Source organism: Mesorhizobium robiniae (genome assembly GCF_040545535.1).
Classification (GTDB): domain Bacteria; phylum Pseudomonadota; class Alphaproteobacteria; order Rhizobiales; family Rhizobiaceae; genus Mesorhizobium; species Mesorhizobium robiniae.
The window spans coordinates 200,624-215,675 of the sequence record NZ_JBEPMC010000006.1; the positions used below are offsets into that span (position 1 = coordinate 200,624).

The window sequence follows — 15,052 nt, forward strand, 5'->3', positions numbered from 1 at the left end:
CATGACCCCGAAAATCGAAATGGTTTTCGGAAAGGGATCATGCGCCAAATCAAACTGCTACAGCGTCCTTTGTGCGTGCCAAAAGACGCGGCGCTGCAGCACTTTCTTATGTGATTCCGCCGCGGCCGTAACCGATAATTGCGTAGGCCACGATTGGATTTGGCTGTCAGACGCCCAGCGATTTTAGCTTCCGATGAAGCGCGGAGCGCTCCATGCCGATGAACTCGGCCGTTTTCGAGATGTTGCCGCCAAAACGATTAATCTGGGCGATCAGATAGTCCTTCTCGAACTGTTCGCGCGCCTCGCGCAACGGCAGTGCCATGATGTGCTGATCGGACTGATTGGGCGTGCGCGGCATCACGTCGCCGATCTCAGCAGGCAAGAGGTCGGCGGTGATCGGTGCATCGGCATCGTCGCCACGCGCCAGGATCATCAGTCGCTCGACATTGTTGCGCAGCTGACGGACATTGCCTGGCCAGTTATGGGCCTGCAGCACCGCCAGCGCGTCGTCGCCGATGCGCCGCGGCCGGATGCCGGCCTGGCGGGCGATCTGCTTCATGAAGTTGTCGACAAGATAGGGAATGTCCTCCCGCCGCTCGGCCAATCCCGGCACCATGACCGGTACCACCGCCAGGCGGTGATAGAGATCCTCCCGGAAACGACCGTCGGCGATCATGGCCTCGAGGTTCTGCGACGTCGACGATATGATCCGCACATCGACCTTGACCCGCTTGGTGCCCCCTACCCGCTCAAACTGCTGTTCGACCAGCACGCGCAGGATCTTGTTTTGCGTTTCGCGCGGCATGTCGGCCACTTCGTCGATATAGAGAATGCCGCGGTGGGCTTCCTCAAGGGCGCCGACCTTGCGTTCGACACCGTTTGATTCGGTACCGAATAGCTCGACCTCCATGCGTTCGGGCGTGATGTTGGCAGCGGTCAGCGCCACGAACGGCGCGCTCTTGCGCGCTGACAGCGCGTGGATGGCGCGTGCGGCGAGTTCCTTGCCCGATCCGGACGGGCCGATGATCATGACGCGGCTGTTGGTCGGCGCGACCCGTTCGATTGTCTGGCGCAATTGGCTCATCGCCGAGGACATGCCGATCAGGTCGAAGGTTTCGCCGCTGCGCAGCTTGAGATCGGAAACCTCGCGTTTCAGCTTCGAGGTTTCAATCGCGCGCTCGGCGATGAGGATCAGCCTGTCGGCCTTGAACGGCTTCTCGATGAAGTCATAGGCACCGCGCCGGATCGCCGAGACCGCTGTTTCGATGTTGCCGTGACCCGAGATCATCACGACCGGCAGGTTCGGGTGCATCGTCTTGATCTCGTCCAGCAGCGCCAGTCCATCCAGACGTGAGCCTTGCAGCCAGATGTCGAGGAAAATCAGCCTCGGTGCCCGGTCGGCGATCGCCGCCAGGGCGCTGTCGGCATCGAATGCCGTGCGGGTTTCGTGACCTTCGTCGCTTAGAATACCGGCGACGAGTTCGCGGATGTCTTCCTCGTCATCGACGATGAGAATGTCAGACGCCATTACCGACCTTTTCAGTTTCTCTTTCGTGTTCCGTCCTGCCTTCGCCGCGCGACGGCACGGTGGCGGCGGCAAGCGGCAGGATGATGCTGATCATCGCGCCACGCCCGCCGTGGAAATCCGCCGGCGCGTCATGCAGCTCGAGCTGACCGCCATGGTCCTCCACTATCTTCTTGACGATAGCGAGGCCAAGTCCCGTGCCCTTCTCGCGCGTCGTCATGTAAGGCTCGAGCAATCGCTGACGGTTCTCGCGCGGCAGGCCCTTGCCATTGTCGATGACGTCGATGCGAATCGCGTCATTCTGGCGCCCGGCTTGAATCCGGATTATGCCGTGCGAGCGGTCCTTTTGATCAAGTCCGTCAATCGCCTCGGCTGCGTTCTTGATAACATTGCCAAAAGCCTGCGCCATCAGGCGGCTGTCGAAAGTGCCTTTGAGCGGTTCGTTGCCGAACACGCGCTCGAAGGTGATATCGGCGCGGCTCACTTCGACGAGGAACGAGGCTTCGCGCAGCGACTCGCGCAAATCGAGGGCCTTCATTTCAGGTTTGGGCATGCGTGCGAAAGCGGAGAACTCGTCGACCATGCGGCCGATGTCCTCCACCTGCCTGATAATCGTATCGGTGCACTGATCGAAAACCTCGCGGTCTTCGGTGATGACTTTGCCGTAGCGGCGCTTGATGCGCTCGGCGGAAAGCTGGATCGGTGTCAGCGGGTTCTTGATCTCGTGAGCGATGCGTCGCGCCACATCCGCCCAGGCCGAGGAACGCTGCGCCTGGACCAGATCGGTGATGTCGTCGACCGTCACGACATAGGATTTCTCCTCCGAACCGTTGTCGCCGGCCTCGACCGTGATCTGCACGTTGAAAGTCCGCTCCGCGCCGGCGCGATAGAAGGTCACCTGCTCGCGGTGGACAGGCTTGCCCGACTTGCGGCCGATCTCGAAGACGCGGCCGACATGCGGCAGCACGGCGGAGAGATTCTGCCCTAGTGCGGCGGTGGAGGATATGGCCAGCATCGTCTCGGCCGACCGGTTGACGATGGTGACGATGCCGTACGGATCGACGCCGATGACGCCGGCGGTGACGCCGGCAAGCACGGCTTCCGAAAAACGCCGCCGCTCGTCGATCAAATCTTTGGCGGACAGAATCTCGTTACGCTGCGATTTCAGTTCCAGCAGCATCTTGTTGAAGGTGTCGCCGAGCGAGGCGACGTCGCCGTCGGAGGGCCGAACGGGCACGGCAACGTCGAGATTGCCGGTCGCGACCTCGTCAGCCGCGCCGATGAGCTGGCGAATGGGCCGCACCAGGCGGTCGGCGACCGCAATGCCGGTCCAGATGGCGGACAGGATGATGATCAGCGTCAGCGACAAATAGGGAAGCGCGAAGGCCACTTGCGAGGTGCGGCGATTGTCTTCGAGGCCGCGGTATTCGTCGGTGTTGGACCTGACGATCTGCCGAGCCTTGATCACCTCGGGGTCTACGAGGCGGATGGTATAGAGATAGAGCCCTTCGATCTCGCGCAGCTTGACGATGGCGCCCATGATGTTGCGCGTCTTCGGCTCGATCAGCACCGGCCTGCCGTCGGCGGCACTGCTCATGGCGCCTTCCGGCGGCTCCGGCATGGCAAAGTCCGCATCGGTCTTGGCGCTCATCACGAACGAACCGTCCGGCTTGACCAGTGCGGCATGGGCCAGCGAGCGCCCGACCGCTTCCTTGTTCATGAGATCGAGGAAGCCGGTTCGGTCGAGGCCGTAGAGCGTGCGGGAGGCGTCGAGATCGTAGGCCATCGACAGCGTCGTTCCCTGGAGATTGCGCGCGTTCTCCTGCACATAGGCGTCCGCAATCGACAGCGATGAATTGACGATCGTCTTGGTGCGGATCTCGAACCAGCGATCAAGGCCGATGTCGAGTGTGATCGACGCGATGATTGCCACCATGATGGCGGGAATCGCAGCGACCAGCGCGAACATCGCGACGATCCGTACATGCAGCCGCGACGCCGCCTTGCCGCGCCGCCGCGCCATCAGGATACGATGCACTTCGCGGCCGACCAGCGCGATCAGGAACAGGATGAACGCCGCATTGAGGGCGATAAGCGCCAGCGTCGTCCTCTCGTCCGGCGTGATCGGCGTGGCACCAACGAGAATGGCGAAGGAGATCGCTGCCGTAACCAGCGCACCGACAACGGCCACCACGCCTGGCAGCGCAAGCAGCCGGCGTCCGTCCCGTGTTCCGGGTTCGCTGAAAAGCGGTTCGCTCAGTGTCGGTGCGTGTGAAGCCATGTCGCCGTCTAGAGCCAGTGATTGCGTCGGATCTATGCAACGCATTGTGGCGATTATGCAACAAGTGTGGCCTGGACGGAAATCTTTCGGCGATCGATCCCCTGGAAAGGCGCCGCTCCACCGGATCGGGCCGAAAAAACCGGATCGATGGAAAGCATGATGCGAAGTCAAAGCGTTAGAGCGAACTTTGTACGTCCGAACCGACGTAGGTCGCTCTATGCCTGCCTGGACGATTTGTAGACGTTGACACCGAGTTCGCGGATCTTCTTGCGCAGCGTGTTGCGATTGAGCCCCAGGAGTTCCGCAGCCTTGATCTGGTTGCCGCGCGTTGCCGTCATCGAGGCGAGGACCAACGGGTATTCGACCTCGGAGAGAATGCGCTGATAGAGGCCGGCGGGGGGCAATTCGCCGGCGAACGAAGCAAAGTAGCGCTGCAGGAAATGTTCCACCGCCTGGCCGATCGACAGGTCGTCGGGAATAAGGTTGCCGCCACCGGGAACGACCGGCCTTTCGCCGGTCTTCAGCTCCGCCTCGATGATCTCGGCGGAAATCTCATCCTGCGAATAGAGCGCGGCCAGCCTGCGGACAAGATTTTCGAGCTCGCGCACGTTGCCGGGCCACGGATAACGCTTCATCAGCTCGATGCCGCCGGTGGAAATACGCTTGGTCTGCAGGCCTTCGCTGGCACCGATCTTGAAGAAGTGGCGGACAAGATCCGGAATATCCTCTGAGCGCTCGCGCAGCGCCGGCAGCCTGAGCGGCACGACGTTCAGGCGATAGAAGAGATCCTCGCGGAACAAACCCTGATTGATCAGCGTGCGCAGATCCTTGTTGGTGGCGGCGACGATGCGCACGTCGGTCTTGATCGGCGTGCGGCCGCCGACGGTGGTGTATTCGCCTTGCTGCAGGACGCGCAGCAGACGCGTCTGCGCTTCCATCGGCATGTCGCCGATCTCGTCGAGGAAGAGCGTCCCGCCTTCGGCCTGCTCAAAACGGCCGGTGGAGCGGTTCTGCGCGCCGGTGAAGGCGCCCTTTTCGTGACCGAACAGTTCCGATTCGATCAGGTCTCGCGGGATCGCCGCCATGTTGATGGCGACGAAAGGGCCGCCGCGGCGGCGGCCGTATTCGTGCAGCGCGCGCGCCACCAGTTCCTTGCCGGTGCCCGATTCGCCTGAAATCATCACCGTCAGGTCGGTCTGCATCATGCGCGCCAGCATGCGGTAGATGTCCTGCATGGCGGCCGAGCGACCGACCAGCGGCATCGTTTCCGGCGGCTCGTCCGCCCGCGCATCGATCTTCGGCCGCCGGGGCTCGGAAAGCGCCCGGTTGACGATGTTGAGAAGCTCGGTGAGGTCGAATGGTTTCGGCAGATATTCGTAGGCGCCGGTTTCGGAGGCGCGAATTGCGGTCATGAACGTGTTCTGGGCGCTCATGACGATGACCGGCAGTTCCGGTCGCGCCTTCTTGATGCGCGGCAGCATGTCGAAGGCGTTCTCGTCCGGCATGACCACGTCGGTGATGACGAGATCGCCCTCGCCCGCCGCCACCCAGCGCCACAGTGTCGAGGCGTTGGACGTCACGCGCACCTCATGGCCGACGCGCGAAAGCGCCTGGTTGAGGACGGTGCGGATGGCCGCGTCGTCGTCGGCGACGAGAATATTGCCGCGAACCGTCATTTGCGGTCTCCTTCGCCATCGTCGTCCGTTCCGAACGGCGTTTCTTTCCAGGCTGGCATCAGAATGCGGAAGGTGGTTCCGCGCGGCGTCGAATCGCATTCGATGATGCCGCCATGCTCGCCGACGATTTTCGCGACCAGCGCGAGACCAAGCCCCGACCCGTTCGGCTTGGTGGTGATAAATGGGTCGAACAGGATCGGCAGGATGTCTTCGGAAACGCCGGAGCCGTTGTCGCGCACGCAGAACTCCAGCGGCAGCGACACGCGGCCCTGCGATCCCGGAACGGAGACACGGATGCCCGGCCGGAACGCAGTCGACAGGGTGATCTCGCCTTGCGGATCGCCGCCAATGGCCTCGGCAGCATTTTTGACCAGGTTGAGGAACACTTGGATGAGCTGGTCACGGTTGGCGAAAACCGGAGGTAATGATGGATCATAATCCTCCAATATTTTGATCCGACTGGCAAAACCGTTCTTGGCAATCGCCTTCACGTGGTCGAGCACGACGTGGATGTTGACCGGATAGCGGTCGATCGGCCGCTCGTCGGAAAACACCTCCATGCGATCGACCAGCGACACGATGCGGTCGGTCTCGTCGGTGATCAGCCGGGTCAGCGCGCGATCTTCGTCGGAAGCCGATAGTTCGAGCAGTTGGGCAGCACCGCGGATGCCGGATAGCGGGTTCTTGATCTCGTGGGCGAGCATCGCGGCCAAGCCGGTCACCGAGCGTGCCGCGCCACGATGCGTCATCTGCCGGTCGATCTTGTCGGCCATCGATCGTTCCTGGAACATCACCACGACGGAGCCCGGAAATTCCGGCACCGGCGCGACATAGAGGTCGACGACTTTCTCGATGCCAAGGCGCGGCGACGACACATCGACCCGATATTCGTTGACGGGTGCCCGGCGCTCGCGCACCTGGTCGACAAGCGTCAGCAACGGGCTGCCGAACGGAATGAGCTTATGTAGTGTGTTGCGGGCGAGCATGGTCGCGCTCGAGCGGAAGAAATCCTCTGCATCGGCATTGGCGAAGGTGATGAACCCCTCCGCATCGACCATGATCACCGGGCGGCGGATGGTGTTGAGTACGATGTGGGCGGCGTCCGCCATGTCCATGCTCTGTGCAACAGTGGCGTTCATGCCGCGCTCCGCAGGTTCATCGCCTCGGGAGCGCGTGAAAACACCTCACGCAACGCGGCAATGACACGGACGGGCTCGAAGGAGGTGAGGATGGCCTTTCGCTGCTCATCAATGACGCCGGCCTGGCGGTCGAGATACCAGCCAAGATGCTTGCGCGCCTGGCGCACGCCGCTTTCGGTGCCGTAGAGCGTCAGCATGTCCTCGTAATGGGCAACGACGTAGTCGGCCAACGCCTCAGGGCCTTCGGGCACGCCAGGCGTTGCCTCCTTTGCCGCGGCTGCCGCGATGCTGCCTGCTGTCCAGGGCGCGCCATAATGCGCGCGGCCGATCATCACCGCGTCGGCGCCCGACTGGTCGAGGATCATTGCTGCCTCCGCCGGCGAGCCGACATCGCCATTGGCAACGACCGGGATCGATACAGCCTGCTTGATGCGGGCGATGGCGCGCCAGTCGGCCTTGCCCTGGTAGAACTGGCAGCGCGTGCGGCCATGCACAGTCACCATCTTGACGCCCGCCTGCTCGGCGCGGCGCGCCAGCATCGGCGCGTTGAGCGCGGTTTCGTCCCAGCCGAGCCGCATCTTGACCGTGACCGGCACTTCGACGGCGCCGACCACCGCGTCGATCAGCGACAGGGCGTGATCGAGATCGCGCATCAGCGCCGAGCCGGCATAGCCGCCCGTCACCTTCTTGGCCGGGCAGCCCATGTTGATGTCGATGATGTCGGCGCCCTCGCCCGCGGCTATGCGGGCGCCCTCTGCCATATGCGTCGCCTCACGGCCGGCAAGCTGGACCATGTGAACCGGCAGCCCGGAATGACGGATGCGCAGGCCGCAGCCGGCCCTGCCCTTGGCAAGCTCGCCGCTCGCCACCATCTCCGACACGACCAGCCCGGCGCCGTGCGCGTGCGCGCGTTGCCGGAATGGCTCGTCCGTTATGCCAGACATGGGTGCGAGAAACACGCGGTTACGAATATTCACGCCTCCCACATCGAGCGGCGAAGCCAATTTGGTCGAATCAACTTTGGTCAAATCAGGCATGCACAAAAACCAAGCATCTTTGATTGCTGCACATTCTGTAACCAGAATGGTGACGATGTGCAACGCGCAATGACGTCACATTGAGGCGTATTTGGGAAAATGCTGGCCTTCGGCCTTGGCCGCGACTAAGCGTCTCGGCATGACAGATGCAAGCGAAAAGCAAGCTTCGGCTGCGGACGACAGGGTCGCCGTGGTTATCGTCGCCGCCGGGCGTGGCGCGCGCGCCGGTCAGGCCGACGGGCCGAAGCAATACCAAAGGATTGGTGGCCGTGCCGTCATCGCGCGCACATTGGACATGTTTTTGGCGCATCCGAGGATCGGCCCCGTCGTCGTTGCCATCCATGCCGACGACAGCGCGCTTTTTCGCAGCGCCGCCGGAGCTAGCGCCGATCGGGTCGTCACGGTCACCGGTGGCGCGTCCAGGCAGGACTCCGTTCGGCTCGGGCTGCTTGCGCTGAGAGGCCATGCGCCGGGCCAGGTTCTGGTCCATGATGCCGTTCGCCCGTTCGTCGACATGGAATTGATAGATCGTACGATCGCCGCTATCGGCGAGCGCCAGGGAGCACTGCCTGCCCTACCAGTCGCCGACACGCTGAAACGTGAATCAGCCGCCGGCATGATCGGCGAGACGGTTTCCAGGAACGGTCTTCATGCCGCCCAGACGCCGCAAGGCTTTCCGTTCTGGCCGATCCTGGCGGCCCACGAAAAGGCCCATCATCTCGGCAAGGCGGATTTCACCGACGATGCCGCGATTGCCGAATGGGCGCATATTCCCGTGAAAATCGTTCCGGGATCTCCAGACAACGTCAAACTCACCTGGGCAAGGGATATTTCGATGGCGGATCAGCGGCTTTCCGGCGAACGGCCGCGTTTTCCAGATATCCGCACCGGCAATGGCTACGACGTCCATGCCTTCGAGCCGGGCGACCACGTCACCCTGTGCGGCGTCTCCATCCCGCACGACAAGAAACTGTCCGGCCATTCGGACGCCGATGTCGGCCTGCACGCCTTGACCGACGCGCTGCTCGCCACCTGCGGCGCCGGCGACATCGGCACGCATTTCCCGCCATCGGATCCACAGTGGAAAGGCGTGGCCTCGCGGATTTTCGTCGAACATGCGGCAAAGCTGGTGCGCGCGCGCGGCGGGCGCGTCGCCAATGCCGACATCACGCTGATCTGCGAGGCGCCACGAGTCGGCCCACATCGTGAAACGATGACTGAAACCCTTTCGGCGATGCTGGGAATTTCCCGGGACCGCATCTCGATCAAGGCGACAACCAACGAAAAGCTCGGCTTTGTCGGCCGCGAGGAAGGCATAGCCGCCATCGCGACCGCCAGTGTCGTGTTTCCAGGGGAGGTCCCAGAATGAGCGACAATGATCTCGCAGATGCCCTGCTTCAAGCCTGCCAGCAGCGCGGCATCATGCTGGCGACGGCCGAGAGCTGCACCGGCGGCATGATTATCGCCGCCCTGACCGACATCGCCGGCTCTTCCACGGTAGTCGACCGCGGTTTCATCACCTATTCCAACGAGGCCAAGATGGAGATGCTCGGCGTTTCCACCGCCGCGCTTGAAGCGCACGGCGCGGTCTCGCGGGAAACGGCGGTCGAGATGGCGCAGGGCGCCCTCACCCGTTCGCGCGCCGGACTGAGCCTTGCCGTTACCGGCATTGCCGGTCCAGGCGGCGGCTCGACGGAAAAGCCCGTCGGCCTGGTCTGGTTCGGTGTCGCCTTGACTGGCCGGCCGGTCGTCAGCGAATGCCAGATGTTCGCCGATAAGGGCCGCAATTTCATCCGCCGGGAGACGGTCAAGCATGCGCTTGAACTGGGCTTGCGCGCACTCGCTGCGGATCAGGCCGCCGGCGCTGCCCCATAGATGACGTCGGCGCGCTTTTCGAACGCCTCGGAGAACATGCGGAAGGCGCGATCGAACATCGCCCCCATCACCGCTCCCAGAATGCGGCTCTTGAATTCGTAGTCGATGAAGAAGCAGACATTGCAGCCGCCATCCGCCGGTTCGAAACGCCAGACATTGCTCAGATATTTGAACGGACCGTCGATGTATTTGACGTCGATGGCGTTCTCGTCAGGTTTTAGCAGCACCTGCGTCGTGAAAGTCTCGCGAATCGCCTTGTAGCCGATGCTCATGTCGGCGATGAGCAGGGAGCGCCCGTCGCGTTCTTTGCGCGAGCGAACCGTCAGCGCCTCGCAAAGCGGTAGGAATTGTGGATAGGATTCGACATCGGCGACCAGCGCGAACATCTGTTCCGGCGTATGGGTGACGCGACGATGAGCTTCGAATTGTGGCATGAAACCAGTGTGTTAGGCGGACTTCTTCAGAAATGCTTCCCGCGCTGCGCGCAATCTGGCGAAATCGTCGCCGGCATGGTGCGACGAGCGCGTCAGGGGGCTTGACGCCACCAGCAGGAAGCCCTTGGTCTTGCCGATGGTCTCGAAGGATTTGAATTCCTCCGGCGTGACGAAGCGGATCACAGGATGGTGCTTCTTCGACGGTTGCAGATACTGGCCGATGGTCATGAAGTCGACATTGGCCGAACGCAGATCGTCCATCAGCTGCAGGATTTCGTTCCGCTCCTCGCCGAGGCCAACCATGATGCCGGATTTGGTGAATATCGACGGATCGAGCTCCTTGACCCGCTGCAACAGCCTGATCGAATGGAAATAGCGGGCGCCCGGCCGGACCGTCAGATAGTTCGACGGCACGGTCTCCAGATTATGGTTGAAAACGTCGGGCTTCGCCGCCACCACGATCTCCAGCGCGCCTTCCTTACGCAGGAAGTCGGGCGTCAGGATTTCAATTGTCGTCAACGGCGTTGCCGCTCTGATAGCGCGGATGACGTCGGCGAAATGTTGCGCGCCACCATCGGCGAGATCGTCGCGGTCGACGGAGGTGATGACGACATGGCTTAGGCCCATTTGCTTGACAGCGTGTGCTACGCGGGCCGGCTCGTCGGGATCGAGCGCAGTCGGTATACCGGTAGCCACGTTGCAGAAGGCGCAGGCGCGCGTGCAGATCTCGCCCATGATCATGAAGGTGGCGTGCTTCTTTTCCCAGCACTCGCCGATATTGGGGCAACCGGCCTCTTCGCACACCGTCACCAGCTTGTGCGACTTCACGATCTCGCGCGTCTCGGCATAGCCTTTCGACATCGGCGCCTTGACGCGGATCCAGTCGGGCTTGCGCAGCACGTCCTGGTCGGGCTTGTGCGCCTTTTCAGGATGCCGCAGGCGCGGCGCATTGGCGATCGTGTCGAGGACGGTGACCATCTTAAATCCGGTTCGTTCGCGATCGCCTTCCGGCGTTCGCTTTCCAAAGTCATCTAGGACTTTTCTCTGCAAAGAAAAAGCCTGTGGCGGCGCATGCCGCCACAGGCTTTTTCGCATAGCAGGTGGCTATAGGGACTAACGGCGCACCATGCGACCTACCCAGATCAGCAGGCAGGCGCCAATGAAACCGGTGATCAGATAGGCGATCCAGCCGGCGCCGAAGGCACCGATGTTGAGCGCCTGCAGGATGGCATTCAGCACGATCGCGCCGACGATGCCAAGAATGATGTTCATCAAGATGCCGGTGTTGCTCTTCATGAACATCTCGGCAAGCCATCCTGCCAAACCGCCGATGATGATAGCTGCTACCCAGCCCACGCCGTTCACGTCCATATGCCCTCTCCTCTGGTGATGCATGCATCCGGAAACGAGTTACCTTGCCGTCGAGTTCCCTGGCTCTCGCGTGTTGAGTCTCACGCCGCCAATTTATCATGCGTTCAGCGCACGGCCATAGGCGTCCAGCACGCTTTCCTTCATCATCTCCGACAGCGTGGGATGCGGGAAGATCGTGTGCATCAGTTCTTCCTCGGTGGTCTCCAGGTTCATCGCCACGACAAAACCCTGGATCAGCTCAGTCACTTCGGCGCCAACCATATGCGCGCCAAGCAACTGCCCGGTTTTCTTGTCGAAAATGGTCTTGACGAAGCCCTGGTCCTCGCCAAGCGCAATGGCCTTGCCGTTGGCGGCGAACTGGAAGCGGCCGACGCGGATGTCCTTGCCCTCGGCCTTCGCTTTTGCTTCGGTCAGCCCGACGGATGCTACCTGCGGATTGCAATAGGTGCAGCCCGGAATCTTCAGCTTGTCAGTGGCGTGCACGCCGGGGAAATTGGCGATCTTTTCCACGCAGACCACGCCTTCATGCTCGGCCTTGTGGGCGAGCATGGGCGGGCCGGCGACATCGCCGATGGCATAGACGCCGGGTACATTGGTCTTCCCGTAGCCGTCGACGACGACGCAGCCGCGTTCAGTCTTCACACCGAGCGCTTCGAGGCCGAGATTCTCGATATTGCCCTGCACGCCGACAGCCGAGATCATCCGGTCGGCGGTGATCTTCTCGACCTTGCCGTCCTTCATCTCGACATGCGCGGTGACCGAGTTCGCTGATTTCTCGACCTTGGTCACCTTGGCTTCGAGAATGATCTTCATGCCTTGCTTCTCGAACTGCTTCTGCGCGAATTTCGAGACCTCGGCGTCCTCGACCGGCATTACCGCCGGCAGCAGCTCGACCACCGTCACCTCGGCGCCCATGGTGCGGTAGAACGAGGCGAACTCGATGCCGATGGCGCCCGAACCCATCACCAGCAGCGATTTCGGCATCTCCTTCGGCACCATCGCCTCGAAATAGGTCCAGATCAGTTTGCCATCGGGCTCGATGCCGGGCAGCGCGCGCGGCCTGGCGCCGGTGGCCAGGATGATGTGCTTGGCGGTGTAGGTGCCCTCGCCCTTGACGCCCTTGGGCGCTGGCGGCTGCGGCTCCATCGGCTTCTTGGAGGATTTGGACACGACGATCTCACCCGGTTTTGTCAGTTTGGCTTCGCCCCAGATCACATCGACCTTGTTCTTTTTCATCAGGAAGGCAACGCCGCCGTTGAGCCTGAGCGAGACCTTTCGCGAGCGGTCGACGACGGCAGCGGCGTCGACGCTGACCTTGCCGTCGAGCTTCAAGCCGTAGTCCTTCAGATGGTCCGAATAGTGCATGATCTCGGCCGAGCGCAGCAGCGCCTTGGTCGGGATGCAGCCCCAGTTGAGGCAGATGCCGCCGAGATGCTCGCGCTCGACGATTGCCGTCTTGAAGCCGAGTTGTGCGGAACGCACCGCCGTGACGTAACCGCCGGGGCCGGAGCCGATGATGATGACGTCATAGTTCTCAGCCACGGATCTTCTCCTTCACAATTCCAGCATGACGCGCACGAGCGGCGCCAGCGCATGTCCAATCTTCCGCGTGTTCTCCGCGTCGAGATGGACGCCGTCGAGCGGCGTGGTCTCGGCCACCGTGCCGGCATCGAAGAAGCCGCAGCCGGCCTCGTCGGCAAGGGCGGAATATTGCGCCGCCAGCCGCTTCGACGCCTCGTCGCCGCCGGCGAACATTTCCTTGAACTCGGCATTCTCGGTGCGGCTGACAGCGGGCGGGGAAACGATGAGGATCTGCGGCGCCGGCCAATCGAATGGGTAGTCGTGGCCCCGCACGATATCGACCAGGCGCTCGATGCCTTGCTTGGCTGCGACCGGATTGCCGTGGATCCACGGCTTCATGTCGTTGGCGCCGAGCATGATGATGATCAGGTGGATCGGCGCGTGCGTCATCAGGATCGTCGGCAGCATTCTTGCGCCGTTACGGTCGGCGCCGGCCAGATGATCGTCGAAAGCCGTTGTGCGGCCGTTCAAGCCTTCTGCGATGACCTCGATACCGTCTCCCAGCGCAGCCTGCAGCACGCTCGGCCAGCGGTCCTCGAGCGGGTGGCGATCCAAGCTTGCCGCATCATAGCCCCAGGTCAGCGAATCGCCGTAGCAAAGGACTGTCTTCATGCGTTTGCACCGCTCCTGCCAAAGCCTTTTTGGACGCGTTCCGTCAGCCGGCCCACGAACAGCCCCTGCATAATGATCGTTGCGACACCGGGGCCGATGAAGGCAAAAAGGCTGGTGAAGAATTTCCGCACCGCCTTCGTCCTTCCTAGACCAGCATACCCATCGGATTTTCGATCATGCGTTTGAAGGCGACGAGCAGTTCGGCGCCGAGCGCACCGTCGACGGCGCGATGATCGGTCGATAGCGTCACCGACATGATGGTGGCGACCTTGATCTCGCCGTTCTTGACCACCGCGCGCTGCTCACCAGCGCCAACGGCCAGGATCGTCGCATGCGGCGGGTTGATGACCGCGGCAAAGTCCTTGATGCCGAACATGCCGAGGTTCGACACCGCCGTGGTGCCGCCTTGATATTCCTCCGGCTTCAGCTTGCGGCTGCGGGCACGGCTGGCAAGGTCCTTCATCTCGTTCGAGATGACGGACAGCGTCTTTTCGTCGGCACGGCGGATGATCGGCGTGATCAGGCCGCCGGGGATCGATACGGCGACACCGACATCGGCATGCTTGTGCTTGACCATGGCGCTCTCGGTCCACGAGGCATTGGCATCCGGCACCGCCATCAGCGCCATCGCCATCGCCTTGATCACCATGTCGTTGACCGACAGTTTGTAGGCCGGCGCCTCGCCCTTGTCGGTCTTCTTCACCGGGGCAGCCGCATTGATCTGCGTGCGCAGCGCCAGAAGCGCGTCGAGCTCGCAGTCGAGCGTTAGGTAGAAATGCGGGATGGTGGTCGTGGCCTCGACCAGCCGGCGCGCAATGGTCTTGCGCATGTTGTCGTGAGGGACAAGCTCATAGGAGCCTTCGGCGAATAGTTTCAGCACCTGGTCGTCCGACATTGGCTTGGCTGCGACAGCGGCTGCCGGAGCGCCGGCGGGCGGCGCTTTTGCAGCGGGTGCTTTGGCGCCCCCGGAAGCAATCGCCGCTTCGACATCAGCCTTGACCACGCGGCCATGCGGGCCGGAACCGGTCACCGCGGAAACATCGACACCGGCCTCGTTGGCGATACGGCGGGCCAGCGGCGAGGCGAAGGTGCGCTCACCGCTTGCATGGCCATTGGCGACCGGAGCCGCTTCCGCCTTGGGCGCAGGTGCGGCGGCAGGTTCCGGCTTCGGCGCTTCGGGCTTTGGTGTTTCAGCTTTAGGGGCATCCGCTTTCGGAGCCTCGGCCTTTGCCGGCGCAGCGCCATCACCGCTCTTTGCGGCCGCCGCCGCATCCTCGCCCTCAGCCGCGAGCACGGCGATCAGCGCGTTGACCTTGACGCCTTCGGTGCCGGCCGGAACGACCAGCTTGGCGACCGTGCCCTCATCAACAGCTTCGACTTCCATCGTCGCCTTGTCGGTCTCGATCTCGGCGATCACGTCGCCCGGCGAAACCTTGTCGCCCTCCTTGACCAGCCATTTGGCAAGATTGCCCTCTTCCATCGTGGGCGACAGGGCTGGCATGGTGATGTTGATCGGCATTT

The 15,052-nt window shown here is 62.5% G+C and carries 14 protein-coding genes; 2 read left to right on the forward strand and 12 right to left on the reverse strand.

The window, feature by feature from the left end:
• Positions 1–166 precede the first annotated feature (166 nt).
• From ntrX to dusB, 5 genes are all read right to left on the reverse strand, one after another.
• Positions 167–1,528: a nitrogen assimilation response regulator NtrX gene (gene ntrX / locus ABID19_RS18170; protein ID WP_352930307.1), complete on the reverse strand. Its 1,362-nt coding sequence runs from the start codon at positions 1,526–1,528 to the stop codon at positions 167–169.
• On the reverse strand, positions 1,518–3,851 hold the full coding sequence (locus tag ABID19_RS18175; protein ID WP_435528741.1) for a sensor histidine kinase NtrY-like: 2,334 nt from the start codon (positions 3,849–3,851) through the stop codon (positions 1,518–1,520). Before ABID19_RS18175 ends, ntrX begins: the two co-directional genes overlap by 11 nt.
• 170 nt (positions 3,852–4,021) lie before the next feature.
• Positions 4,022–5,482 carry a nitrogen regulation protein NR(I) gene (gene ntrC / locus ABID19_RS18180; protein WP_352930311.1) on the reverse strand — a complete coding sequence of 487 codons (1,461 nt, stop codon included), beginning with the start codon at positions 5,480–5,482 and terminating at the stop codon, positions 4,022–4,024.
• Positions 5,479–6,621, reverse strand: coding sequence for a two-component system sensor histidine kinase NtrB (locus tag ABID19_RS18185; protein ID WP_354492355.1), 1,143 nt, complete (start codon positions 6,619–6,621; stop codon positions 5,479–5,481). Before ABID19_RS18185 ends, ntrC begins: the two co-directional genes overlap by 4 nt.
• The gene (gene dusB, locus ABID19_RS18190; RefSeq protein WP_354492356.1) at positions 6,618–7,658 is read right to left on the reverse strand and encodes a tRNA dihydrouridine synthase DusB; all 1,041 of its coding nucleotides are present in this window, start codon (positions 7,656–7,658) and stop codon (positions 6,618–6,620) included. Before dusB ends, ABID19_RS18185 begins: the two co-directional genes overlap by 4 nt.
• Before the next feature lie 139 nt (positions 7,659–7,797).
• Here dusB and ABID19_RS18195 point away from each other — a divergent pair, with 139 nt between their 5' ends.
• Entirely contained in the window at positions 7,798–9,027 is a 1,230-nt protein-coding gene (locus ABID19_RS18195) for a bifunctional 2-C-methyl-D-erythritol 4-phosphate cytidylyltransferase/2-C-methyl-D-erythritol 2,4-cyclodiphosphate synthase (RefSeq protein ID WP_354492357.1), read from the forward strand.
• Complete coding sequence (locus tag ABID19_RS18200) at positions 9,024–9,533, forward strand: CinA family protein (RefSeq protein ID WP_354492358.1); 510 nt, start codon at positions 9,024–9,026, stop codon at positions 9,531–9,533. Before ABID19_RS18195 ends, ABID19_RS18200 begins: the two co-directional genes overlap by 4 nt.
• Here the strand turns inward: ABID19_RS18200 and ABID19_RS18205 are convergent.
• The 7 genes from ABID19_RS18205 to ABID19_RS18235 all read right to left on the reverse strand — a co-directional run bounded on the left by ABID19_RS18205 (position 9,509) and on the right by ABID19_RS18235 (position 15,050).
• A complete protein-coding gene (locus tag ABID19_RS18205; protein WP_354492359.1) occupies positions 9,509–9,967 on the reverse strand; it encodes a type II toxin-antitoxin system RatA family toxin in 459 nt (152 codons plus the stop codon). The genes ABID19_RS18200 and ABID19_RS18205 overlap by 25 nt on opposite strands.
• Positions 9,968–9,979: 12 nt before the next feature.
• Positions 9,980–10,945 carry a lipoyl synthase gene (lipA, locus tag ABID19_RS18210; RefSeq protein WP_354492360.1) on the reverse strand — a complete coding sequence of 322 codons (966 nt, stop codon included), beginning with the start codon at positions 10,943–10,945 and terminating at the stop codon, positions 9,980–9,982.
• 135 nt (positions 10,946–11,080) lie between these two features.
• Positions 11,081–11,338, reverse strand: coding sequence for a GlsB/YeaQ/YmgE family stress response membrane protein (locus ABID19_RS18215; protein ID WP_095488615.1), 258 nt, complete (start codon positions 11,336–11,338; stop codon positions 11,081–11,083).
• A gap of 96 nt (positions 11,339–11,434) precedes the next feature.
• Complete coding sequence (gene lpdA, locus ABID19_RS18220) at positions 11,435–12,880, reverse strand: dihydrolipoyl dehydrogenase (protein WP_354492361.1); 1,446 nt, start codon at positions 12,878–12,880, stop codon at positions 11,435–11,437.
• A gap of 12 nt (positions 12,881–12,892) precedes the next feature.
• Positions 12,893–13,531 carry an SGNH/GDSL hydrolase family protein gene (locus ABID19_RS18225; protein WP_354492362.1) on the reverse strand — a complete coding sequence of 213 codons (639 nt, stop codon included), beginning with the start codon at positions 13,529–13,531 and terminating at the stop codon, positions 12,893–12,895.
• Positions 13,528–13,662 carry a hypothetical protein gene (locus ABID19_RS18230; RefSeq protein WP_354492363.1) on the reverse strand — a complete coding sequence of 45 codons (135 nt, stop codon included), beginning with the start codon at positions 13,660–13,662 and terminating at the stop codon, positions 13,528–13,530. Before ABID19_RS18230 ends, ABID19_RS18225 begins: the two co-directional genes overlap by 4 nt.
• Positions 13,663–13,676: 14 nt before the next feature.
• A complete protein-coding gene (locus ABID19_RS18235) occupies positions 13,677–15,050 on the reverse strand; it encodes a pyruvate dehydrogenase complex dihydrolipoamide acetyltransferase (protein ID WP_354492364.1) in 1,374 nt (457 codons plus the stop codon).
• Between the last annotated feature and the right edge of the window lie 2 nt (positions 15,051–15,052).